Annotated in this window: 21 protein-coding genes; 10 read left to right on the top strand and 11 right to left on the bottom strand. The window is 69.0% G+C overall.

From position 1 onward, the window contains the following. Positions 1-9: 9 nt before the first annotated feature. Positions 10-2256 (bottom strand): helicase-related protein, encoded by a 2247-nt coding sequence (locus AAW51_RS12385; protein WP_047194867.1) that lies wholly within the window; start codon positions 2254-2256, stop codon positions 10-12. Positions 2257-2586: 330 nt separating this feature from the next. Here AAW51_RS12385 and AAW51_RS12380 point away from each other — a divergent pair, with 330 nt between their 5' ends. Beyond that, complete coding sequence (locus AAW51_RS12380) at positions 2587-2901, top strand: PsiF family protein (RefSeq protein ID WP_053013513.1); 315 nt, start codon at positions 2587-2589, stop codon at positions 2899-2901. 95 nt (positions 2902-2996) lie between these two features. Here the strand turns inward: AAW51_RS12380 and AAW51_RS12375 are convergent, their stop codons facing one another. From AAW51_RS12375 to AAW51_RS12365, 3 genes are all read right to left on the bottom strand, one after another. Next, positions 2997-3668, bottom strand: coding sequence for a YceH family protein (locus tag AAW51_RS12375; protein WP_047194866.1), 672 nt, complete (start codon positions 3666-3668; stop codon positions 2997-2999). A gap of 154 nt (positions 3669-3822) precedes the next feature. Continuing rightward, positions 3823-4737: an SRPBCC domain-containing protein gene (locus tag AAW51_RS31340; protein ID WP_417903603.1), complete on the bottom strand. Its 915-nt coding sequence runs from the start codon at positions 4735-4737 to the stop codon at positions 3823-3825. Between the two features lie 103 nt (positions 4738-4840). Next, positions 4841-5602, bottom strand: a complete 762-nt coding sequence (locus AAW51_RS12365) for a lipase secretion chaperone (protein ID WP_169788016.1) — start codon at positions 5600-5602, stop codon at positions 4841-4843. Between the two features lie 391 nt (positions 5603-5993). On the opposite strand from AAW51_RS12365, the gene AAW51_RS12360 reads away from it, so the two are divergent. Together AAW51_RS12360 and AAW51_RS28090 are read left to right on the top strand one after the other, a co-directional pair. Beyond that, a complete protein-coding gene (locus AAW51_RS12360) occupies positions 5994-6890 on the top strand; it encodes a dienelactone hydrolase family protein (RefSeq protein ID WP_047194864.1) in 897 nt (298 codons plus the stop codon). 86 nt (positions 6891-6976) lie between these two features. After that, the gene (locus AAW51_RS28090; protein ID WP_157359817.1) at positions 6977-7801 is read left to right on the top strand and encodes an AraC family transcriptional regulator; all 825 of its coding nucleotides are present in this window, start codon (positions 6977-6979) and stop codon (positions 7799-7801) included. Between the two features lie 38 nt (positions 7802-7839). On the opposite strand, the gene AAW51_RS12350 is transcribed toward AAW51_RS28090, so the two are convergent. The 3 genes from AAW51_RS12350 to AAW51_RS12340 form a co-directional block, all read right to left on the bottom strand. Beyond that, a complete protein-coding gene (locus AAW51_RS12350) occupies positions 7840-8439 on the bottom strand; it encodes a gamma carbonic anhydrase family protein (protein WP_047194863.1) in 600 nt (199 codons plus the stop codon). Positions 8440-8520: 81 nt separating this feature from the next. Further along, positions 8521-9324, bottom strand: coding sequence for a hypothetical protein (locus AAW51_RS12345; protein WP_047194862.1), 804 nt, complete (start codon positions 9322-9324; stop codon positions 8521-8523). A gap of 179 nt (positions 9325-9503) precedes the next feature. Continuing rightward, positions 9504-10145, bottom strand: coding sequence for a LysE family translocator (locus tag AAW51_RS12340; RefSeq protein ID WP_047194861.1), 642 nt, complete (start codon positions 10143-10145; stop codon positions 9504-9506). 104 nt (positions 10146-10249) lie between these two features. Between AAW51_RS12340 and AAW51_RS12335 the strand changes: the two genes are divergently transcribed. After that, positions 10250-11047, top strand: a complete 798-nt coding sequence (locus tag AAW51_RS12335; protein ID WP_157359815.1) for a Rossmann-fold NAD(P)-binding domain-containing protein — start codon at positions 10250-10252, stop codon at positions 11045-11047. A gap of 24 nt (positions 11048-11071) precedes the next feature. On the opposite strand, the gene hpnE is transcribed toward AAW51_RS12335, so the two are convergent. Then, positions 11072-12523, bottom strand: coding sequence for a hydroxysqualene dehydroxylase HpnE (gene hpnE, locus AAW51_RS12330; protein WP_047194859.1), 1452 nt, complete (start codon positions 12521-12523; stop codon positions 11072-11074). 362 nt (positions 12524-12885) lie between these two features. On the opposite strand from hpnE, the gene AAW51_RS12325 reads away from it, so the two are divergent. The 4 genes from AAW51_RS12325 to AAW51_RS12310 all read left to right on the top strand — a co-directional run bounded on the left by AAW51_RS12325 (position 12886) and on the right by AAW51_RS12310 (position 16427). Further along, the gene (locus AAW51_RS12325) at positions 12886-13167 is read left to right on the top strand and encodes a DUF4148 domain-containing protein (protein ID WP_047194858.1); all 282 of its coding nucleotides are present in this window, start codon (positions 12886-12888) and stop codon (positions 13165-13167) included. 194 nt (positions 13168-13361) lie between these two features. Next, positions 13362-13733, top strand: coding sequence for a DUF2946 family protein (locus AAW51_RS12320; protein ID WP_047194857.1), 372 nt, complete (start codon positions 13362-13364; stop codon positions 13731-13733). 88 nt (positions 13734-13821) lie between these two features. Then, positions 13822-15909 (top strand): TonB-dependent receptor family protein, encoded by a 2088-nt coding sequence (locus tag AAW51_RS12315; RefSeq protein ID WP_053013511.1) that lies wholly within the window; start codon positions 13822-13824, stop codon positions 15907-15909. Next, the gene (locus AAW51_RS12310; protein ID WP_047194856.1) at positions 15909-16427 is read left to right on the top strand and encodes a YcnI family protein; all 519 of its coding nucleotides are present in this window, start codon (positions 15909-15911) and stop codon (positions 16425-16427) included. The genes AAW51_RS12315 and AAW51_RS12310 overlap by 1 nt, the downstream gene beginning before the upstream one ends. 64 nt (positions 16428-16491) lie before the next feature. Here AAW51_RS12310 and AAW51_RS12305 read toward each other — a convergent pair whose 3' ends face one another. Beyond that, a complete protein-coding gene (locus AAW51_RS12305; RefSeq protein WP_047194855.1) occupies positions 16492-18195 on the bottom strand; it encodes a glycoside hydrolase family 13 protein in 1704 nt (567 codons plus the stop codon). Positions 18196-18391: 196 nt separating this feature from the next. Between AAW51_RS12305 and AAW51_RS12300 the strand changes: the two genes are divergently transcribed. Next, a complete protein-coding gene (locus AAW51_RS12300) occupies positions 18392-18598 on the top strand; it encodes a hypothetical protein (protein ID WP_047194854.1) in 207 nt (68 codons plus the stop codon). Positions 18599-18614: 16 nt separating this feature from the next. Here AAW51_RS12300 and AAW51_RS12295 read toward each other — a convergent pair whose 3' ends face one another. Together AAW51_RS12295 and AAW51_RS12290 are read right to left on the bottom strand one after the other, a co-directional pair. Then, positions 18615-18899, bottom strand: coding sequence for a ribbon-helix-helix protein, CopG family (locus tag AAW51_RS12295; RefSeq protein WP_047194853.1), 285 nt, complete (start codon positions 18897-18899; stop codon positions 18615-18617). 53 nt (positions 18900-18952) lie between these two features. Next, positions 18953-19423 (bottom strand): GFA family protein, encoded by a 471-nt coding sequence (locus tag AAW51_RS12290; protein ID WP_047197720.1) that lies wholly within the window; start codon positions 19421-19423, stop codon positions 18953-18955. 243 nt (positions 19424-19666) lie between these two features. On the opposite strand from AAW51_RS12290, the gene AAW51_RS12285 reads away from it, so the two are divergent. Further along, entirely contained in the window at positions 19667-21040 is a 1374-nt protein-coding gene (locus AAW51_RS12285) for a glycosyl hydrolase (protein WP_083438245.1), read from the top strand. Positions 21041-21073: the final 33 nt, after the last annotated feature.

Raw genomic sequence — 21073 nt, 5'->3', positions numbered from 1 at the left:
TGCGACCGGTCAACGCCCCCTCGAGCCGCCCCGCCCGCGCAAGCGCCACAGCGGCCGCTTCGCCTTGAGCTGCCGCTCGATGCCGTCGTTGAGACGCTGGCGCAGGTCTTCCACCTCTTCCAGATAGCCGTAGACGTCGTGGAAGCGCTGATCCAGCCACAACCACAAGGTGCACGACCTGAGCGCCTGCTCCATCTGGTCGAGCCGGCTGTGCTCGTCGACGTCGTCGAGGAACCAGGGCCGCCCGGCATGGCCGCGCAGCGCGTGGCTCTGCGTCCAGCCCAAGAACTCCTGCACCTGCGATTCGGTCCGCGTGTCGACCGGCGCCTGTGCATAGACAAAACGCTCGCGCAGTGACAACTGGGTCGCGCAGCGGTCGAGCTGGTCGGCCAGTTCCAGCATCTGCTCCAGCTCGGCCACCTGGAAGTGGGCGGTGTCGAGTTTCAGCTGGTCCATGAACACGCCCAACACCTCGCGCAACCGGGTCCGCCCCAGCCGCACCGCGATGGTCTCCACATGCCACCAGCTCGGCGCCACCGGCGCCTTGAACTGCCGCGGCGCGCGCGGCGTCTTCGCCAGCAGGTCGCGCAGATTGCGCAAGGCCTCCGGCTCGGCCTCTTGCAACACCCCCGCATAGCCCTCCTCGTGCAGCCCGAAACGGCCGGCGCGACCGGCGATCTGGTGCACCTCGGAGACGTCGAGCGAGCGTTCGGCCCAGCCGTCGAACTTGGTCAGCGTGCTGAACAGCACCCGGCGGATCGGCAGGTTCAACCCCATGCCGATCGCGTCGGTCGCGACCAGGATGTGCGACTCGCCAGAGGCGAACCGCTCCGCCTCGCGGCGCCGCACCTCGGGCGGCAAGGCGCCATAGATCACCGACACCGCCCGGCCGTTGCCGCCGATCTGGTCGCGCAGCATCAGCACCTCCTTGCGGCTGAAGGCCACCACCGCGTCGCCCTTCTTGAGCGACTTCAAGGGCACCGGCGACGGCAGCCATTCGACATGCTGCTTGCGCTCGAAGCGCTGCACCTCGCAGCGCTCGCCGCACAGGCCCAGCAGGTTCTCGATCGCGGGCACGGCAAAGGCCGAGCAGATGATCAGCACCTCACGCGCCGGTACGCCGACGATGGCCTGGGTCCAGGCCCAACCCCGCGACGGGTCGAAGATCATCTGGGCCTCGTCGATGACGGCCATGTCGATACGATCGTGCGTGTTGACCATCTCGATCGTGCTCGACACCACCCGCGCGCCTGTGGCCGGCACGTTCTCTTCGCCGGTGCGCAGCGAGCACGGCACGCCACGCGCCACCAGCCGGTCGCGCCCTTCGAGGGCCAGCAAGCGCAGCGGCGCCAGATAAGCGCCCGACTCGACCGTGGCGAGATGTTCGAAGGCAGCGTGCGTCTTGCCGCTGTTGGGCGGCCCGACGAACAAGCGCACCTTGCGCTGCAGCCGGCGCGCCAACGGGAAACTGTCGGGATAGCCCTGGAACGCGAGTTCGCTGTTCAGGTCTTCCAGCGTGTCGAGCTCGACCGCGCGGCGCTGCCAGCGCTCGTAGGCCCGTGTGCACGCGGCCTTCAGGGCGTCCAGCGGCTGCGGCTTGCTGCACGCCACGCGCCAGCCCGCCAGCAAGGACGGTAGTTGCTGTTCGCTTTGCCCGCGCGCTTGTGCCAGCAGGCTGTCGAGGTGGGCCTTCAAGGCCTCGGCGTGCGCGTAGTCGGCCCGGTGCGACAGGACCGCCTGCAGGTCTTTGAGGTCGCCGCTGCGGTAGAACGCCCAGATCGGCGCGGCGTCGACCGGCAGCGTGTACGCCACCGGCAAGCGCTCGGCCAAGCCGTCCAAGGGCAGCTCGTGCAAGGCCAAGCGCACCCAGCCCTGGCCCTTGCGCAGCAGGCCGTGTGCTTCGAGCGCGACCGTGCCGTCGGTGAGCGCCGCGCGCAGTTCCCGCCCGCTGCCCAAGGCATCGAGGTGGCGCAGGGCTTCGTCCATCAACTGCGGTGCGATCCAGCGGCTCGGCCGCGACCCCGGCACCCCTTTTTGCAGCAGGATCAAACCCTCCCGATCAAGGCGCTCGTCGTCGACCGCGCCCGCGTCGCCATCGTCATCGAGGTCAGCGGGCTTCACGACCTGCGGCAGGTTGTAAGCCGCCTTGCGGATGCGCTGGACTTGCTCGGGGCCAAGGTGCGGGGGGATGCGCTCGGCATGGCGAGGGTCGGGCAGCGGCGGCAGCGCGGGCAATGGGTCGGAGGTGTCGGACATGCGTGGCCGGAAGGTCCCGGCTCAGCGCCCGCGGGTGCAGAGCGCAAACCGCCAGGGAGGGCGAAGCGAAGCAGAAGAAGCGCCGATTGTGCCGCGCAGGCCGGCCAGCCGTCACCTGAGTGGCGGGCGACCCTGCACGGGGGGCGGCTACGCCGACCTGCCTTCGTGCCCCGTCAAGCGGCAAGGCGCCCACTGAAGGCGCACCCGACCCGACCGGCGGCCGGCCCTCGCCCGTCAGCACCGCTAACATCGCAGGCGCCGACCCGCCCTTGTGGTCGCCACGGGTCGCCACGTTCGCGTTTGTCTTCAGTTCAGGACCGAGTCGTTTACATGCAATACAAGTCTTTGTCCCTCGCCTTGCTGCTGGCCCTCACGACCAGCTGGTGCGCAGCCCAGAACAACGCGGCAACGCCGGCGGCGCCGGCCTCGGCCGCGGCCCCCACCGCACAACAAAACAAGATGGCCGTATGCAACAAGGCCGCCGCCGACAAGAAGGGCGACGAGCGCAAGGCCTTCATGAAAGACTGCCTCACCGACAAGAAGAAGGCGCAGCAGAACAAGATGAAAACCTGCAATGCCGACGCCCAGGACCTGAAGGGCGACGAGCGCAAGAAATTCATGAGCGAGTGCTTGAAGAAGTCGTGACGGCAGCCGCCGCCTGAGCCGCTACCGCGTGCTGACGGCGCGGTCAGCGGCACCGCCGCGATCGGCACGGTGCCCTGCCGCAGCCGCTTGACCGCTCAGGCTCCGTCCGGCGAGATGCCCAATTCGCTCGCCAGCCGTTGCACCAGCGCGCGCAGCTGGGCCAGCTCGGCCGCCATCCGTGCCTGTTCGGCCTTCAGCTGCGCCAGCTCGTCGTCGGCCACGGCCCGAGGCGCCGCGAGGGTGCGAGCGCTGTCGAACCCGACCGGCAACTGCACCTCTCCGCACAGCAGATGAGCCCAGCGCGCCTCGCGTTCGCCCGGGCCGCGCGGCAGCTTCACCACCCGCTTGGGCTCGCGCTCGGCCAATTCGTCGAGAAAACCTTCGACCGACGAGACGTCGGCAAAGCGGTGCAGCCGCTCGGTGTGCAGCCGCAACTCCGCCGCCGTCTGCGGGCCGCGCAGGATCAGCAGGGTCAGCAACGCGACCGACTGGCCCGGCAGGCCGAGCGCCCGCGCCGCGTTGTGCTCGAAACGCGCCACCCGGCTGCCGCTGACGGTGTTGACGAGGCTCTGTTCCTTCAGGCCTTCGAGGGCCTGCAGCACCTCGGCCTCGGTCACGTTCATCACCGGCTCACGCGCCGTCTTCTGATTGCAGCCCAGCGTCAGTGCATTGAGGGACAAGGGGTAGCTGTCCGGCACCGTGTGCTGCTTCTCGACCAGCACGGCCAGCACGCGTGCTTCCAGCGGTGTCAGCGTGCGCACGGCCATGATGCCTCCGATGACTGAATACAACCCATCGCGCACGAGGTGGAGCCGCCACCACGGCACCGACGCCTACTGCTCATCGACTCACTCCTGGGGTGACTTTGAAAACCTTGCTGACGATAGCATGGTGGCGGACCGCCCTCCCGGCGGCCGGTCTTCAGCACTCCGGCAGATGCTGCTCGTACCAGGCTTCGAGCACCGCATGCGACGACCAGAACGGCGCGGGCGGGCGGCCTTGCAGCCGGTCGGCGAGCAAGTCCAGATGCGTGTGCCAGCCACCTGCCACGCTCACCATCGCCGCCCGACCCGACAGCCGCATATGCGTGAGCACCAGCAGCACCCGCTCGCCGTGCGACGTCAGCTCGAAGCGCACCTCCGACGGCTCGCCGGCGTCGCCGGTCCAGGTGTAGGCGAGCCGGTGCGGCGGGTCGCACACCGTGACCTCACCGAGCAGGCGCGCTCCGCCCTCGAGATGGGCGTAACGCGCCGGCGTCGGCTCCAGCACCGACGACAGGTCGGCATGCCGAAACTGCAGTTCCACCCGCCCGCCGCGCTGCAGCTGCAGGGGGCCGCCGGCCAGCCACAGCGCCCGCTTGTCCGGTTCGGTCAGATAGGCCCAGACGCGCTCCAGTGGCCCCGGCAGCCAGCGCGTCAGCCGCAGCGTGCCGGGAGCCACCACCTCGGCATACAGCTCACGCTCGCCCAAGTGCCGCTCCAGCGCCAGCAGCATCGACCGCCAGCTGTGTTCGATGCGGTCGGCGTGCTCGGCCCAGGCGGCATCGATCTCGTGCGTCAGCTCCAACGTGGTGGCGCCGCCGTCGGCCTGCAGCGCCACCGTGACCCGGGCGTCTTCCGCCTGGCACGTGCCCCAGGTGAACGACAGCCGGCGCGGCCGCTCGATGGCGAGGTACACCCCGACATGATCGATGTTGGCCTGCTGCCGTTGCACCGTGAACGAAAAGCGCCCGCCGACGACCGGGTCGAGTTGCAGCCGCACGATGTGTTCGTCGCGCACCGCCGGCCCGAACATCCAGTGCGACAGCGCGTCAGGACGCAGCCACGCGTCGAACACACGCTCGGGGACGCTGCGAACACATGCGTGACGCGCACCAGCACGGGGGATGGGGAGCTCATCGGTTCGAGTCCTTTCTTGTGAGTGCCCGAGGCGACGCGTCTCAACCGCCCGTTGCGCCGGAAAGCGGCAGCGCGTCCCCAGGCGGCGACGTCTGCTCAGGCTCGGGGATTTGCGACTGCAACTCGGCCGGCAGCGCCGCCCGCAACGTCGCCAGCCGGGCCCTCTTTTCGTCGACCGGTAGGCTCGCATCCTGGGCGACGAACATCGCTTCCAACGTCACCATCGCATGCCGGTCGTGGGGGCCGAACAAGGCGTCCGCCGTGGCCACGTCGAAGTGACGCTGCCGCATCGCCTCGAGCCGGGCGAACTGCTCCCGCGCGGCAGCCAAGGTGTCGGGGATGGCGCCGCGGTCCGCCTCTTGCGACAGCTCGTCCACATAGCCCCGGTAGCCTCGCACCAGCGCGATGGCCCGGTCCGCATCGGCCTTCGGCAGCCCGTCGCGCAAGGTCCACTCGATCCGCTGCAGATCGTCTTGCGAGAGCGGTGCCGGTAGCACGTCCATCAGGGCCTCCAGCGCCGCCCGGGTGTCTTCGTTGACCTTGAGGCCGCCGGCGTAGCCGATCTCGAACAGCTGGGCAAGGTCGAGGTCGATGCCCATCACGCTGACGCGCAGCGCAGAGCCGGGTCCGGCCGCCGAGCGGGCACCGACGCCTGGGCTCGCGCCGCGCGACACAGGTGGCGCCGTCTCCGCGCTCGCCCGACCCGGGTCGGACGGCGGACCTTCATACAGCACGGCGGCGCCCACCGCCAAGGCAGTGATCCCGCCCCACATCCAGGGGCGCTTCACGTATCTCCACGACATGGCGGCACTCCTTCTGGCAAGGGCGGCCTCTGATTCCCGCGCAAGCGGGCTCGCAAGACGGCCTGCGCCCACCTCGAGCGCGGCCGTCCATGGGCTCGTCATGGTGCGCCGAAACACACCCCGCGTGCAAGCGCTCGCCCGCGGTGCAGAAGCGGCTCGCTCGGCCCTAGCACAAACGCGTGGCGACCGCTTGAACGTGGGCCTCCTGATTAGCGCCTATCGCCGCCACGCGATCCGCCGCCGAAGATCTCCCGCGGGCTTCAAACGGCCTCCTCCGGGAAGATGCCGCGCCCCGCTTCCATCTCTCGACCGCTACGACGGGCGAGACCGGGGGCTCGGCTGTCTGTCCAAGCGGCTGCGCCACTCGCCACCCCTTCGAATGGAGCACACCATGCCACCGGATTGCGTCCTTCCCCGCCGCCTCGCCGCGGCCGCGCTCCTCGCGAGCGCGACACTTGTGCCGCTGTCGGCCGCGGCTCAGACCAACCCCTACCAGCGAGGCCCGGACCCGACGACCCGCGACCTGGAAGACAGCCGAGGGCCGTTCCGCTACGCCAGCACCAACGTGCGCTCGCCCAGCGGTTATGGCGCGGGCACGATCTACTACCCCACCGACGTCAGCGGCAGCGTCGGCGCGGTGGCGGTGGTGCCCGGCTACCTCGCCCGCCAGTCCAGCATCCGCTGGTGGGGGCCGCGCCTGGCCTCGCACGGGTTTGTCGTCATCACCCTCGACACCCGCTCGACCTCCGACCAGCCCGCCAGCCGTTCCGCTCAACAGATGGCGGCGCTGCGGCAGGTGGTGGCGCTCAGCGAGACGCGCAGCAGCCCGATCTACGGCAAGGTCGATCCCAACCGTCTCGCGGTGATGGGCTGGTCGATGGGCGGAGGCGGCACGCTGATCTCTGCGCGCGACAACCCCAGCTTGAAGGCCGCCGTGCCATTCGCCCCGTGGCACAACACCGCCAACTTCTCGGGCGTGCAAGTGCCGACGCTCGTGATCGCTTGCGAAAACGACACCGTCGCCCCGATCTCGCGACATGCCTCGTCCTTCTACAACAGCTTTTCGAGCTCGCTCGCCAAGGCCTATCTCGAGATCAACAACGGCTCGCACACCTGCGCCAACACCGGCAACAGCAACCAGGCCCTGATCGGCAAATACGGTGTGGCGTGGATCAAGCGCTTCGTCGACAACGACACACGCTACAGCCCCTTCCTCTGCGGCGCACCACATCAGGCCGACCTGCGCAGCAGCCGCCTCTCGGAGTACCGCGAGAGCTGCCCGTACTGAGGTCCGACGTGCAACGGCCGGGCGTGCCTGCCACGCTTGCGCGCGCCTCGTCCCGTTCAGGCCATGAGATCACCAAGGAGGACAGCGTGGTGAAGATCATCGGCGAGCCGCCGTCGCACGAAGGCGCGCCAGCGTTCGGCTTTCTGGCCGACACGGTGCCGGACCATGCCTACCCGCTCGGCCTCGTGGGTTTTCTGTTCGCGAGTCCCTGGGTGTCGACCGGTGCCACCGTACGGCATGTCGCCACCATCCTCGTCTCGGCGACCGGGCGCTGTTTCGACGTCGAGTCGGACGGACGGCACCTAACGACACCGGCCGCGCTGGTGCCGCCGTCGGTCCGCCGCCGCCTGCGGGCGTTCGACGTCGCCTTGATCAGCTGCAACGTGGCGCCGCACCACCCCTGCTACCCATGGCTGCGCAGCCTCATGCCCGCCGGTGTGGTGCCGCTCGACCGCGCCGGCTTCGGCTTTCTGCAACACGAGATGCTGCTGGCCTACCACGGCGCGCTCAGCGCCGCCCGGGCGCGCGCCCTGTTCGAAGACCTCGTGGCCGAAGCGGTCTCGCAGTCCGGCATGGGCTGGCGCACCGACACCCGCCCGGCCGCGGTGCTCGACGTGCTCGCCGCCCATCCCGACGCCGCGCCGGCAGAACTCGCGCGCTGGCTCGGCGTTCCCAGCGCGCGCGTCGGCCGACTGGTGTACGAGGGCATCGGCGTGCCGTTTCCGCTGTACCGTGCCGGCCGGCGCCTGGCGGTGGCCGCCGAGGCGATCTTCGCCGGCGCCCGCATGACCGATGCGGCCCTGACCGCCGGCTTCGCCGACTCGGCCCATCTGTCGCGCACCTGGAAGCGGAAGTTCGGCATGCCGCCCTCCTACATGACCCAGCGCCGCTGGGTGCAGGTGGTGCGGTGACCCCGAGTGCCCTGTCTCACAAGACAGGACACGACGTGTCAACCGCCCTGCACCTCGTCGCCGAGATGCGACGCCAGGGCCTCGGACAGCCCGCGCGTGATCTTCACCATGTCGGCGTCCGACCGATCGAGGCCGTAGACGGTGAGGGGAAAGTCGAGCGGCTTCTGCAGGGCCCAGATGCGCTCGTGTTCGTGGGCCGGCAGGATCTCGGCCGGCTGGCCCACCGCGACCCATCCGATCGGGACCGTCGAGCCCGATGGCAGTTCGGTCTTCAAATGCACCACTGCGTTGATGCGCACTTCACTGCCACGGCCGACATGGGCGGCATGGAACACCGACGCGCCGGTGGCGATGAAGACCTCGTCTTCGACGGTGCAGCCGACAACGTGTGCTTGCGGCCCCACCAGGCAGTGGTCGCCGATGCGCAATGAGTGGCGCGCCGTGGCCCGCAAGACCGCGTTCTCCATCACGATGACGTCGCGCCCGAGGACGATCGAGCCGCCTTCGGCCACCACCTGCGCGCCAAACAGGATGCGACAACCGGGGCCGACCGTGACGTCGCCGCACACGACGGCATTCGGCGCGACATAGGCGGTGGGGTGGATCCGGGGTGATGTTCCGAGATGGGTGACGAGCATTCGGCCTCCTGTTGGGAAAATACGTGGGTCAGGTAGGCGGCAGATGCCGAGGCCCGGTGTGGTGACGCGCCACGCGCCGCTTCACCGGCGCCCTGCCGGGGCCGGCGCGCTTTGCACGTAATACGTGTCGAAGGCCAGGGCCGCCTTCAGCGCCGCCGCCAGCACCCCACACACCACGGTGATCCACAACACCCACGACATCGAACGCGGATCACGCGCGGCCCGGGCCTGCTGCCGCTGCCATTCGGCGCTGCGTCGCTCGGCCTCGAGGCGCTTGATCGAGACCAGCGCCCTGCCGAGTGCGACGCCCGAGGGCGGGCACAGCGTGAAGCGGGTCTGGCCGCGCAGCACCTGCCCTAAGGCGGCGGCATGTGCCGCCGGGTCGGCCGCCTGTGCCGTGCGCCGTGCCGCGCTGCACAGTTGCGCATGGGGCGGCAAGTAGTTGCGGCACTGCAGAAACTCGTCGACGGCCGGCGGACAGTTGGCCGGGCTGTGCTCGGCGGTGGGCATCAAAGCGCGCTCGGCCCCCCCGGCAAGCTCGGGGCAAAAGCCGATGCGCAGCGCGCGCCGCCCCGCCGTCTCGCTCTCGCACTCGTAGGCCAGCAAAGTGGCGGCGTCGCGTTTGAGCCGGGCGGCTTCGCGGACGGCCACCGCGGAGGGCGGCTGGGCTTGCAAGGGCGTCAGGCTCGCCTGCAGCCCGACATAGCCGGTCAGCAGGCCCGCCACCGTGAGGGCCAGCAAGCCATGGCCTGCCAGTTCCAGCATGGGCACCCAGCGTTGCCGTCGTGCCGACGTCAGCCGGCGCAGCAGCAGACCGTGCAGCCCGGCCGCAATCACCAGGATCATCAGGACGGCGAAGGCGAAAAAGGCGACAGGCGTGATCAAGATGGCAGTGGACAGGACGCAGCAAAGTCACGCAGGAGCGCGGTCGTCGCACCGGCCCCCGCCGTGGTGGCAGACCACGGAAGTCGACTCGCGGTCACCGCACAGGATAGCGGATGCAGGCCTGCGATGGCGGGCCGGCCGACCAGCCGGCGCGACCGGCAGGCCGGCGTGCGGTGGCGTCAGCTGCGCGTTCCGAGCGCGAGCCTCAACCCGAACGAGACGAACACCGCGCCGATCAGTCGGTTGAGCCACAGCGCCACCCGCTGGCTGGGCCGCACGCGGCGGCTGGCGTAGGCGGTGGCGAACGCCAGGAAGTGGCACCACAACATCCCATTGAAGTTGAAGATGCAGCCGAGCACGATGAAGGCGAGCGCCTTGTGTTCGGCGTCGGGTGCGATGAACTGGGGCACGAAGGCCAGGAAGAACACCGCCACCTTGGGGTTCAGCACATTGGTCAGAAACCCCTGCCGAAAGACTTGGGCGTGGGTCAGCGCGGGCACCTTGCCGCTGCCGCCACCAGCGCCCGGTGCGGTGGCGCGCCGGCGCAACATGCCGAAGCCGACCCACACCAAATAGGCCGCGCCGACGTATTTGACGACGGCGAATGCGGTCGCGGAGGTCGACAACAAGGCCGACAAACCGAGCGCCGCCGCCAGCACGTGTACCAGCGTGCCGGCGCCGATGCCCAATGCGGCGGCGGAGCCCGAACGCCAGCCGTGGACGGCACTGCGGCTCATGATCAACAGCGAATCGGGTCCGGGGGCGATGTTGAGCAGCAAACCGGACACGACGAACAGGGCGAGATCTTGTGTGCCGAACATCGGCTCGACTCCATCTTGGGTGATCAGGGCGGGCGGACAGCGCCCGACGGTGGGCGGGTGCATCGCGCCAGGGGCGCAGACGGCATACTGCCACGATGTCGCTGATGCAGCACGCCCTCCGCGCCGGCCAAACCCCCGGCCCTGCCGCGCCCGCCGCGGCGCAGGCGTCGGCCCTCGTCGTCGGGGCCGGCGGTGCGCTCGGTGCGGCCGTGCTCGAGCAAGCGCTGGGCTGCGGCCGCTATGCACAAGTCCAGACCCTGGTGCGCACCCCGGTCGCACCGGCGCTGCGCGGCTTCGAGGCCATCACCTTGGCGCAGCTCGAAGCCACCGGCAGCGGCAGCCAAAGTGCTCGGGCCGACACGGCCTTCATCATCTTCGACCGACCCCGACACGCCAACGGGCGGGACGCCGCCTTCGTGCGGCCCGAGCCCGACCAGCTGGCCGCGCTGGCCGGGGCGCTCAAGCAGGCTGGGGTGCGCCGCCTGCTGGTGGTGCTGCCGCATGCCGCCGCCCTGTTGCCGACGGCCCTCAAGCTCGGCCTCGCGTCGCTCGACGAGCAAGCCGTCGCGGCCCTCGGGTTCGAACACGCCTTGTTCGTGCGGTCCGCGCAGGCGCCGCAGCGCTCGGCCGGGTCACCCCTGCAGCGGCTCGCGTTCTGGATGCTCGGTCAGTTGCACCTGATGGTGCCCAAGCAGGACCAACCCGTGGTCGCCACCACCGCGGCCCGCGTGGTGGTGCAGCTGTCGCTGCTGCTGCCAGAGGCGCGCCCGGGCACCCGGGTGGTGCCGCCCGAACTCGTCTGGCACGCCGCGCAGGCGCGCGACATGACGCCGGTGCTGCAAGCCTGGCTGCACGACGGCACGGTCCCGCAGCTGTCGCGCGACGCGCTGCCGCGCTACTAGCGTCCTGGGCCGGCGTGACGCCGGTCAGGACAAGCTGCGCGAGCGCAGCATCGCGGGCAGGCCGCGTGTCTCGGGCACCGGTTGCGCCGCGAGCAGCGGGCGGCCCAGCCAGGCGCCCGCCTGCTCGGCGGCGAGTGCGCCGGACCGGGCCGCACTCTCCATCGACGACGGCAAGCCGGTGCGGGTCCAGTCCCCCGCCAGCCACAGGTTCTCGAAAGGTGTGGCGGCCGCCGGCCGGGCCGTTTCGGTCCCCGGCTGGGGGCACACCACCGCCATCGAGATGCGGTGCACGTCGGCATGCACCACCCTGGCCTGCGCCGCCTCGGGCGCAAATTCGGCAATCTCGGCCACCGTGCGCCGCACGATCTCGTCGTCGCTCAGCTCTGCGGCGGCATGCGCATAGATGCTGTTGCTGGCGATCAGCGACGGCGTTTCAGCTCCCGCCTCGGTGTCCCCCTCGCGGATGTTCGACAGGTCGTAGAAATCGAGGTTGAGGTCGCCTGGCGACCAGGTGCGGGCCCAGAAGTGCTGACGCGTGAGCTTGCGGTCGAACCACAGGTAGCTGCTGACGTAGGGGCACGGCTCGAGTTGCGCCGCCAGGGTCGGTGCGGGATCGATTTCGCGCCAGTCGGGCGGGGCCATCTCGGCCAGGTTCTCGGGCGGCACCGCGACCACCGCTGACCGTGCCTGGAGGCGGCTGCCGTCGGCCAGCACCACCGCGTCGAAGCGACCGTCACGCAGCAGCACCTGCTTGACCTCGGTGTTCAGCAGCACCTGCCCACCCGCGGCTTCGATGACACCTCGGCACCCCGGCGCATAGAGATCGGCCAGGCCTTGCTTCGGAAAACCGAAACAATAGCCATTGCGCCCCGCCATCAGCCGGAACACACGCACCAGCGCTGTGGCCGAACAGCGCTCGAGCGGCACGTTCAGAATCGCCAGGCAGGCCGGGCGCCAGAACCACTCGATGAAATCGGCCCGCACGCCCATGTCCTGCAGCCACTGCCGTGCATCGATCTCGTCGAGTTCGAGCGATTGCTGTTCGTTGATGCGCAAGGCGCGCCACGCAACTCGCCGGTTCGACCACAGGTCGCGCCAGGACACGCTCTTCAGTGCCTGCGGCAGATTTGGCAAGCCATGCAGCGGCGGCGGCAGCCGCGAACCGCGCATCGCCAAGCGGCGGTCTTCGTCGAGCAGGGTGATCAGCGGCTGCGGCTGCCACAGCACCTGGGTTTCGGTGCCGAGCCGACGCATCAACGCGAGCAGGTTGTGATGCTCGCTGGTCAACACGTGCGGTCCGATGTCGACCGTGACGCCCGTCGTCGGCTCGCGCCAGCTCGCCGCGCGCCCGCCAAGCAGCGCGGAGCGTTCGACGACCGTCACCCGCAACCCGGCGTCGCTCAGCGCGACGCCGCAGGCCAGTCCGGCGACGCCTGCACCGACGATCAACACATCGGGTGTCAAGGCCGCTTGCATGCGCCGGAGCAGATCCGATACGACAGCGCCCGCCACCCGCCCCGGCCCGCCGTGGCAGCAGCAGTGGCGGGACACGGAACGCAAAGGTGGCCGGGTGCCGGCCCGAGACGGATGTTCATGCCTCGTTGCAGTGCATGCATTCGGTACTCCAGGAGGTGATCCGCAGTTCAAGCAACTGACGTTCCCTGCTTTTATTGCGGTTTCAGCAACTGTCCATTCTGGGCCGGCCCGTTTATCGGGTCAGGGTTTCTACTTAAAGTTCACCCATCGGTGAGCACAAACGAATGCGCTTGCGACTCAGCGAGGGGCCTGGTGGCGTCGCCGCCGACCCGACCTGTCCAACTGCCTACGGAGAGAACATCATGATTGCCAACAAGAAACTGATCGCCACGCTGGTCACCGCGCTCGCTGCCACCGGTGCCTTTGCTCAGCAAACCGCCGACACCCAGCCGCGCGGCAAGACGCGCGCCGAAGTGCGCGCCGAACTGGAACAAGCGCGCGCCGAAGGCCAGGTGCTGCCGGTGTTCGAGGGCGAAGCCAGCGCCGCTCCCAACGCGACGCCCAAGGCCGTCGCCAAGAAGCGTGAAGACAGCAAGCGCGAAAGCGCACTGCGTCCTGCCGCGCCCGTCGGCACCGGCGGCTGAGCGTTCCACATCAGCCATGCGGCGCCGCTGCGCGCCGCGCCCGGCCCCGATGTGAGGGCGCCGCGCCACCTCCACGACAACCCGCCCCAGGCGGGTTTTCTTTTTTGTGGCGTGCCGGCGGCCCGCGAACGGGGGGCGATCTTGTTGCCGTTGTTGCCGCGCTGCACAGGCGCCGGCGCCTAGAATCTCGACCCATGCCCGGCACTCAGCGCCTTTTCACCTCCCGTTCCGCCTTGCGGCTGGCGACGGCATGGTGGCTGGTGTTGGTGGTGTTCTGGCAACCCTGGGCGGCGGCCTATCAGGCCACGGTCGCGGTCGCCGGCCTCGAACTGTGCAGCGTCGCCGGGACCCAACGTGTCGACCGCCATGGCAACAGCGTCGATGCGGACCATGCGCATGTCGCCGGCGATTGTTGCGCTGCAGCCGACCTCTCCCTGCCCCCTGCCGCCATCTCGACCCTCACGACCGCGCAGATCGCCACCCGCGCCGCGCCGCTGCTGACCGCCGGTCGCATCGGCGCCGAATGGCTCGGCGCCTTGTCGCGCGGCCCGCCCACGCGCTCCTGATCTGATCTATCGCAACGGCACCACGCGGCGCCGTCGACTGCCTTGCGCGAGCCCTGCAAACTGGCTCGCGGCATATCAGGAGCCCCTCATGACTTCTTTGCACCGGCCCGCCTGGGCCGTGCTGCCGCTGTGCGCGGCCCTGCCCTTGTGGGCACAAACCGAAGCAGGCCCGGCCGATGCGGCCGCCGCCCGCAGCCTGCCGGGCGTGGTCGTCACCGGCCGCCAGAGCGACGACGCCTCGACCCTGACGCAACCCGATACGGCGACCGCCCGCCGACGCATCTCGCAAACCCCCGGCGGTGCGGCAGTGCTCGACGCCGCCGATTACAGCGAAGGCCGGGTGGCGACGCTGGCCGACGCCCTCGGGCGCGCCACCGGCGTGTTCGTGCAACCACGCTTCGGCGCCGAAGAGGCCCGCTTGTCGATCCGCGGCTCCGGCCTGCAGCGCACCTTCCACGGCCGCGGCATCAAGTTGATGCAAGACGGCGTGCCGCTGAACTTGGCCGACGGCAGCTTCGACTTCCAGGCGGTGGAGGCCTTGTCGGCGCGGCATGTGGAGGTGTGGCGCGGCGCCAATGCGCTGGCGTACGGCGCCAGCACCTTGGGCGGTGCGATCAACTTCGTCTCGCCCAACGGCTACAACGCCGAGCCCTGGCGGGTGCGCGCGGAGACCGGCAGCTTCGGCTACGGCCGCGCCCAGGTGTCGACCGGCGGGGTTCACGGCGCCGCCGACCACTATCTGTCGGTCAGCGGGTTTCGCCAGGACGGCTTTCGTGACCATGCCAAGCAGGACAGCCGCCGCGCCAGCGCCAACCTCGGCTATCGTTTGACGCCCGAACTCGAGACCCGGGTCTATCTGGGCTACGTACACAGCGATTCCGAACTGCCCGGCGCGCTGACGAAGGCCCAGTTGAACGACGACCCCCGGCAGGCCCAACCCGCCAGCATCAGCGCCGACCAGCGCCGCGACATCCGTTGGACGCGCGCGTCCAGCAAGACCGTCTACCGCACCGGCGGGCACCAGTTGGAGCTGTTCCTCTACGCCGCCGACAAGCGTTTGCACCACCCGATCTTCCAGGTGCTCGACCAGCAAAGCCGCGACTACGGCGCGGAGCTGCGCTACGAACTGCAGGGCACGCTGGCGGGCCGGCCCAACCGGCTGGCGCTCGGGTTGTCGTCGAGTGTCGGCAAGACCGACGAGGACCGGTACGTCAACGTGGGTGGCGCAAGCGGCGCGCTGACCAACCGCAGCGAGCAAAAGGCGCGCAATGTGGAATTCCACATCGAGAACCAGCACGAGATCGTGCCGCGCTGGACCGCCGTGACCGCCTGGCAAGGGGTGCGCTCGATGCGCCGCCTGGCCGACCGCCACATGCCGGCGCAAGACCCGGCCGACGAAGGCTTCGAGATGCACTACCGCGGCAGCAACCCCAAGCTGGGCCTGCGCTGGGACGTCTCGCCGCGCCAGCAGGCGTACGCCAATCTTTCGCGCAGTTTCGAGCCGCCCAGCTTCGGCGAACTCAGTGGCGGGCTGCGGCCGACCTTGAACGACGCCCAGCGCGCCACCACCCTCGAAGTCGGCACCCGCGGCACCACCGCGGACGTCGAGTGGGACGTGAGCTTCTATGAAGCGCATGTGCGCGACGAACTGCTGCAGCTGGCGACCAACACGCTCGGCGCGTCGCAGACGGTGAATGCACCTCGCACGCTCCACCGCGGCCTCGAACTCGGGCTGAAGGGCGCGGGCTGGCGGAGTGCGGCCGGCCGTGTCGAATGGTGGCTCACCGGCTTGTGGAACGACTTCCGCTTTCGTGACGATCCCCAGTACGGCAACCGCCGCCTGCCCGGTGTGCCGCGCTACAGCGCGCGGGCGCAGCTGGGATACCGCCTGGCGGGAGGCACCTTGCTGGCCGTCGCAGCCGAGGGCGCCAGCGCCTATCCGGTCGACTTCACCGGCAGCTTCAGCGCCGACCGCTATGCCGTGTGGGGCCTGAAGGCGAGTGGCGAATGGCACGCCGCCGGCCTCAGCTGGTTCGTCGAGGGCCGCAACCTCAGCAACCGTTCCTATGCCGCCACCACCCAGGTGGTGCGCGACACCCGTGGCGCCGACTCGGCGCAGTTCCTGCCCGGCGACGGGCGCTCGCTCTTCGCGGGCATTGATTGGAGATTCAACTGATGACCACCCTGCCCCGTCTGGGCCTCGGCGCCCTGCTGGCCGCCGCCGCCGTGTGCGCCGATGCGCATGTCACGATCGCCGACCCGAAGGCGCAGGCCGGCAGCTACCACAAGGTCACGCTGCAAGTGCCCCACGGCTGTGCCGGCAGCGCGACGGTGGCCCTCGCCGTCCATGTGCCACCGGCCTTCCTGGTCGCCAAGCCGGCGGTCAAGCCGGGCTGGTCGGTGCGCGTCGAGAAAACCCGCCTCGACAAGCCGGCCGTCCTGCATGGCCGCAGCATCAACGAAACGACCTCGGTGATCCGCTGGGAAGGCGGGGCCGTGCCGGGCGACTTCTTCGACGAGTTCAGCCTGCATGGCCGGATTGCCGACGGCGCGAAGGGGAAGCTCGCGTTCCGGGTCGTGCAGACCTGCGAGAAAGGGGAAGTCGACTGGAACGGCCCCGCTGACAGTGCCACGCCCGCGCCCACGCTGGAGGTGAGTCCAGCCGATGCGGGCCACGGCCACCACCATCACTGACCGGTGCGTCGGCGGGCCGGCGCCATCCGCCGGCAGCCGATGCCCGGGCCCGTGCCGCGGCGGCTCAGCCCACCCACCAGACGCGGGCTTCGTAAGGACGCAAGCTCACGACGCCGTCCGACACTGCCGGTTCATCCGGGAGGTTGCCGATCAACACCGGGCCCAGTTCCAGGCGGTCCGGCCGCCGCCACGGCACGGTGTCCGGCGAGAAGTTGAGCGCCACCAGCAGCCGTTGCTCGCCGAGCGTGCGGGTGAAAGCGAAGACCTCGTCAGGGGTGTCGTTCAGCAGGTCGTAACGGCCGTCGACCAGGATCGCGTGGGCCTTGCGCAATTCGATCAGACAGCGGTAGTAGCGAAACACCGAGTCCGGATCGGCCAAGGCTTGGGCGGCGTTGACATACCGATAGTTGGGATTGACGCCGATCCACGGCCGCACCGTCGAGAAGCCCGCATGTTCGCTGTCGTCCCACTGGAACGGCGTGCGCGCGTTGTCGCGGCTCTTGGCATGGATCCATGACAGGACCTGCTGCGGGTCCTCACCCCGCTCGTGCACGGCGATGCGGTACATGTTCAGCGTCTCGATGTCGCGATAGTCGTCGATCGAGTCGAAGCGCACGTTGGTCATGCCCAGTTCCTCGCCCTGGTAGATGAAGGGCGTGCCCTGCTGCAGATGCAAAAAGGTCGCGAGCAGCTTGGCCGACTCGACCCGGTATTCCTCGTCGTCGCCGAAGCGCGAGACCGGGCGCGGCTGGTCGTGGTTGGACAGGTACAGGCTGTTCCAGCCGTGCACCGCCAGCTCGGTCTGCCAGCGGCTGGTCACGCGCTTCAGCTCGTACAGGTCCAGTTCGCGCCCCATCCACTTGCTGCCCTGGTGGTCGAGGTCCATGTGCTCGAACTGGAACAGCATGTGCAGCGCGCCGGTCTCCTGGTGGGTCAGGGCCAGGCCCAAGCGGGTCGTCACCGTGGGGGTTTCGCCCACGGTGATGATGTCGTAGTGCGACAGCACGCGCTCCTTCATCTCGCGCAGATAGAGCAACAGCCGATCTTCGTCCGCGGCAGTGGTGAAGGCCGGTTGCCAGCGGCTGGACGGGTCGCAGACCGGCGCGTCGGGCAGGCCCGGCGTCTTGGCGATCATGTTGATCACGTCCATCCGGAAGCCGTCGACGCCCTTGCGCAGCCAGAAGTGCATCAGGTCGTAGACCTCTTCGCGCACCTTGGGGTTGTCCCAGTTCAGATCGGGCTGTTTCTTCGAGAACAGATGCAGGTAGTACTCGCCGGTCGGCTCATGGAACTGCCAGGCCGAGCCGCCGAAGGCGGATTCCCAGTTGTTCGGCTCGCTGCCGTCTTCGCGCGGCGCTCGCCAGATGTAGTAATCGCGGTAGGGGTTGTCGCACGAGCGGCAGGCCTGGACGAACCAGTCGTGCTCGTCCGACGTGTGGTTCACCACCAGGTCCATCATCAGCTTGATGCCGCGGCGGTGCAGCCCGTCGAGCATCTCGTCGAAATCGGCCATGGTGCCGAACTCCGGCATGATGGCCCGGTAGTCGCTGATGTCGTAGCCGTTGTCGTCGTTCGGCGAGGCATACACCGGCGACAGCCACACCACGTCGATCCCGAGCGCTTGCAGATGGTCGAGTTTGCCGATGATGCCGCGCAAATCGCCTATGCCGTCCCCGTTGCCGTCGCAGAAGCTGCGCGGATAGATCTGGTAGACGACGCTACGTTTCCACCACGGCGTCGCGGCGGTTTGCTCTGTCCGGTTGCCCATACGTCCTGCCCCTTGATGCAGTTTGCCGCGCCGGTATGGCGGCATTTTCCAGGCCATGTTCTAGGCCAACTTCTGGCAAGTGGTATGCCAAGCGAAGGTGCTTCGCGTTCACGCACGCCGCATCGCCTACAGCCCCTCGAGAGGCGGCGCTGGCCGGCTACCGTGACGGACATCTCGTTCTCTCAAGAGGTTCGTCATGACAGCACCGCTCGCTCCCCAGGACATCACCGAAGTGTTGCGGCAACTCGAAGACCGCGCCGACCAGACGCCTGCGCCCGACCTGCGCCACCGTATCAAAGAGGTGCACCGCCTGATGAGCGGCTTGTGCGGCGATGCGCGCGAGCACGCCGAGGCCTTGCTGCTCAAGCTCAGGTTCCGGCTGGAGGAGGCGGTGGTGGCGTGAGGCCCGGCCTGCGCGGTCAACGCACCCGTCTTCGGCCCGCGGGCCGGTTCGGCTGCTCGCCACGTGCGCGGGCTTCCAGGTAGGCCTTGGCCTGCTCCCAGGCCACCGACTCCCCGCCGGCCGTCAGTCTTGCCCAGCGTCGATCCGCCAGGTGATGAAATTCGTCGTCGTGTTCGACCTGCGCTACGTGCTGCGCGATCGCGTCGAGGATGAATTCGTCCACTGTCTTGCCGCATTGCTCAGCAGCGTTCGCCACGCGTCGCTTCAACTCGTCATCGAGATGGATGGTGGTCGTGCTCATGATGTCCCTCGCCAATGAATGACGGCAGGAGCGCGGGTTGGCGCCCTACCCGATCACGCCATCCCATGCCGCGCATGCCATTCCGCCAGCGAGACATCCGGATATTCATCGAACTGCTGGTCGCCGGGCAACAGGTCCGGCACGGCCCACGAGGCGCGCGAGCCCAGCATCATGTGCGTGCGCTCGGGCGGCTCGGGCAGTGGCGTGTCGATCGCCGAGGCGTGCGGATGCACCAGGTCCGGCCAGGTCGGGTCGTACAGCCACAGCGCGCTGCCGCAGCGGCTGCAAAAGTGCCGCTCGGCGCTGCTGGTGCTGCCGTCGGGCATCCGCGCGCGATAGACGGACAGGTGCTCGCGCCCCGCCACCTGCAGCGTGCGGTGGTCCGCCCCGAGGTTGATCGCATAACCGCCCCCGCCGGCGGTCTTGCGGCAGATCGAGCAATAGCACCGCATGAACGGGCACGGGGATGAGGACTGCACACGAAATCTCACCGCCTTGCAGTGGCAGCTGCCTTCCAGTTCCAGCATGGCCTTCTCCTTTCCGGGCTGTCTTCAGCTTCCCGACGCCGTAGCCCACCGGGCCGAACGGCGCCATACGTCCTGAATCGCTTCCACACAATGAGCGACGTTGCATCTTGTTAGCGTGGCGGCCCTGTACTTCACCCAGCCCGGGCCGACACCGCGGCGGCACGCCTGCCGCCGCTGCACCGCCAGCCCCGCGGGTCGCACATCAGTCCCGCCACCCCGACTCCACAGGAGACTCCCAAGATGCGCTTCGCGTGCAAGAGCCTCGCCATCGCCGCCCTGGCGCTGGCGATGTCCGCCACCGCCTTCGGCCAGACCCGGCACAAGTCGCTCAACTATCTCTACAGTATCTCCGGCCAGAAGACCGTGGCCGGTCAACACAACCGCGAGCCCAACAGCGACCCGGCCAAATGGACCGCCGAGGTCAAGAACGTCACCGGCCGCTACCCCGGCCTGTGGAGCGGCGACTTCCTGTTCTCGCAGCACGACATCCAGCACCGGGCGACGATGATCGAACAGGCCAAGACCGAATGGCGCAACGGTTCGCTGGTCAACATCATGTGGCACACCTGCTCGCCGGCGACACCCGAGCCCTGCGGCTGGGAGTCGAGTGTGCAGCGCAAGCTGTCGGACGACGAATGGAAGCAGTTGCTGACCGAAGGCACGTGGCTCAACGGCGTGCTGCGCTCCCGCCTGGACGCCCTCGCGGCCCATTTACAGGTGCTGGAGGACGGCGGCGTCGAGGTGCTGTTCCGGCCGCTGCACGAAATGAACCAGGGCGCGTTCTGGTGGGGCGGCCGGCCCGGGCCGAACGGCACCGCCAAGCTGTACCGCTACATCCACGACTACATGACCCGCACCAAGGGCCTGAGCAACCTGATCTGGGTCTGGGACGTCCAGGATTTCGCCTCGCTCGCCTCCGACCTGGCCAACTACGACCCGGGCGAAGGCTATTGGGACGTGCTGGCGCTCGACGTCTATTGGTCGGACGGGCGCGGCTACACGCAAGACAAATATGACGCGATGGTGCGGGCCTCGCGCGGCAAGCCGATCGCGATCGGCGAGTTCGACAAGCTGCCCAAGCCCGAAGAACTGGCGGCCCAGCCGCGCTGGACCTTCTTCATGGGCTGGGCCGAACTGGTGTTCGAGCGCAACAGCCGCGAGGACATCCAGCGCCTGTACAACTCGCCGCGTGTCGTCGACCAGAGCGAGATGCCGGGCTGGGGCGGCGTCAGCGCGGGCAACTTGGCACGCGGGCGGCCGGTGACGGTGTCGTCGACCGAAAACGGCTACCCGGGCGCCAACGCCGTCGACGGCAGCGTCGAGTCGCGCTGGTCGTCAGCCTACGCGGACAAGCAGCACCTGTATGTCGACCTGGGCAGCAACCGCCGCATCCGCCGGGTCAAGGTGGTGTGGGAAACCGCCTATGCCCGCTACTTCCAGGTCCAGACCTCGGTCGACGGCCGCACCTGGAAAACCGTGCGGGACGTGGGCAACAACACCAGCCTCACCAACGACATCACCGGCCTCGATGAAACCGCCCGTTACGTCAAGATCTATGGGGTGAACCGGGCGACCCAGTGGGGCTTCTCGATCCGGGAGCTGGAAGTGTATTGAGGGCGGTGTCCCTGGCGGGCGGCCTGCGAGTTT

The sequence above is a fragment of the Caldimonas brevitalea genome, from assembly GCF_001017435.1.
GTDB lineage: Bacteria > Pseudomonadota > Gammaproteobacteria > Burkholderiales > Burkholderiaceae_C > Caldimonas > Caldimonas brevitalea.
The sequence above is the reverse complement of the archived record's forward strand: the minus strand, read 5'-3'. Positions and strand labels throughout refer to the sequence as shown.

What these genes read in the sequence shown, in the direction of transcription:
- AAW51_RS12295 (WP_047194853.1), bottom strand. Translation starts at nt 18,899, where the DNA reads ATGAGCACGACCACCATCCATCTCGATGACGAGTTGAAGCGACGCGTG.
- AAW51_RS12340 (WP_047194861.1), bottom strand. Translation starts at nt 10,145, where the DNA reads ATGTTCGGCACACAAGATCTCGCCCTGTTCGTCGTGTCCGGTTTGCTG.
- AAW51_RS12365 (WP_169788016.1), bottom strand. Translation starts at nt 5,602, where the DNA reads ATGTCGTGGAGATACGTGAAGCGCCCCTGGATGTGGGGCGGGATCACT.
- AAW51_RS12285 (WP_083438245.1), top strand. Translation starts at nt 19,667, where the DNA reads ATGCGCTTCGCGTGCAAGAGCCTCGCCATCGCCGCCCTGGCGCTGGCG.
- AAW51_RS12305 (WP_047194855.1), bottom strand. Translation starts at nt 18,195, where the DNA reads ATGGGCAACCGGACAGAGCAAACCGCCGCGACGCCGTGGTGGAAACGT.
- AAW51_RS12315 (WP_053013511.1), top strand. Translation starts at nt 13,822, where the DNA reads ATGACTTCTTTGCACCGGCCCGCCTGGGCCGTGCTGCCGCTGTGCGCG.
- AAW51_RS12320 (WP_047194857.1), top strand. Translation starts at nt 13,362, where the DNA reads ATGCCCGGCACTCAGCGCCTTTTCACCTCCCGTTCCGCCTTGCGGCTG.
- AAW51_RS12300 (WP_047194854.1), top strand. Translation starts at nt 18,392, where the DNA reads ATGACAGCACCGCTCGCTCCCCAGGACATCACCGAAGTGTTGCGGCAA.
- AAW51_RS12335 (WP_157359815.1), top strand. Translation starts at nt 10,250, where the DNA reads ATGCAGCACGCCCTCCGCGCCGGCCAAACCCCCGGCCCTGCCGCGCCC.
- AAW51_RS12350 (WP_047194863.1), bottom strand. Translation starts at nt 8,439, where the DNA reads ATGCTCGTCACCCATCTCGGAACATCACCCCGGATCCACCCCACCGCC.
- AAW51_RS12310 (WP_047194856.1), top strand. Translation starts at nt 15,909, where the DNA reads ATGACCACCCTGCCCCGTCTGGGCCTCGGCGCCCTGCTGGCCGCCGCC.
- AAW51_RS12325 (WP_047194858.1), top strand. Translation starts at nt 12,886, where the DNA reads ATGATTGCCAACAAGAAACTGATCGCCACGCTGGTCACCGCGCTCGCT.
- AAW51_RS12380 (WP_053013513.1), top strand. Translation starts at nt 2,587, where the DNA reads ATGCAATACAAGTCTTTGTCCCTCGCCTTGCTGCTGGCCCTCACGACC.
- AAW51_RS12360 (WP_047194864.1), top strand. Translation starts at nt 5,994, where the DNA reads ATGCCACCGGATTGCGTCCTTCCCCGCCGCCTCGCCGCGGCCGCGCTC.
- AAW51_RS12375 (WP_047194866.1), bottom strand. Translation starts at nt 3,668, where the DNA reads ATGGCCGTGCGCACGCTGACACCGCTGGAAGCACGCGTGCTGGCCGTG.
- AAW51_RS12385 (WP_047194867.1), bottom strand. Translation starts at nt 2,256, where the DNA reads ATGTCCGACACCTCCGACCCATTGCCCGCGCTGCCGCCGCTGCCCGAC.
- hpnE (WP_047194859.1), bottom strand. Translation starts at nt 12,523, where the DNA reads ATGCAAGCGGCCTTGACACCCGATGTGTTGATCGTCGGTGCAGGCGTC.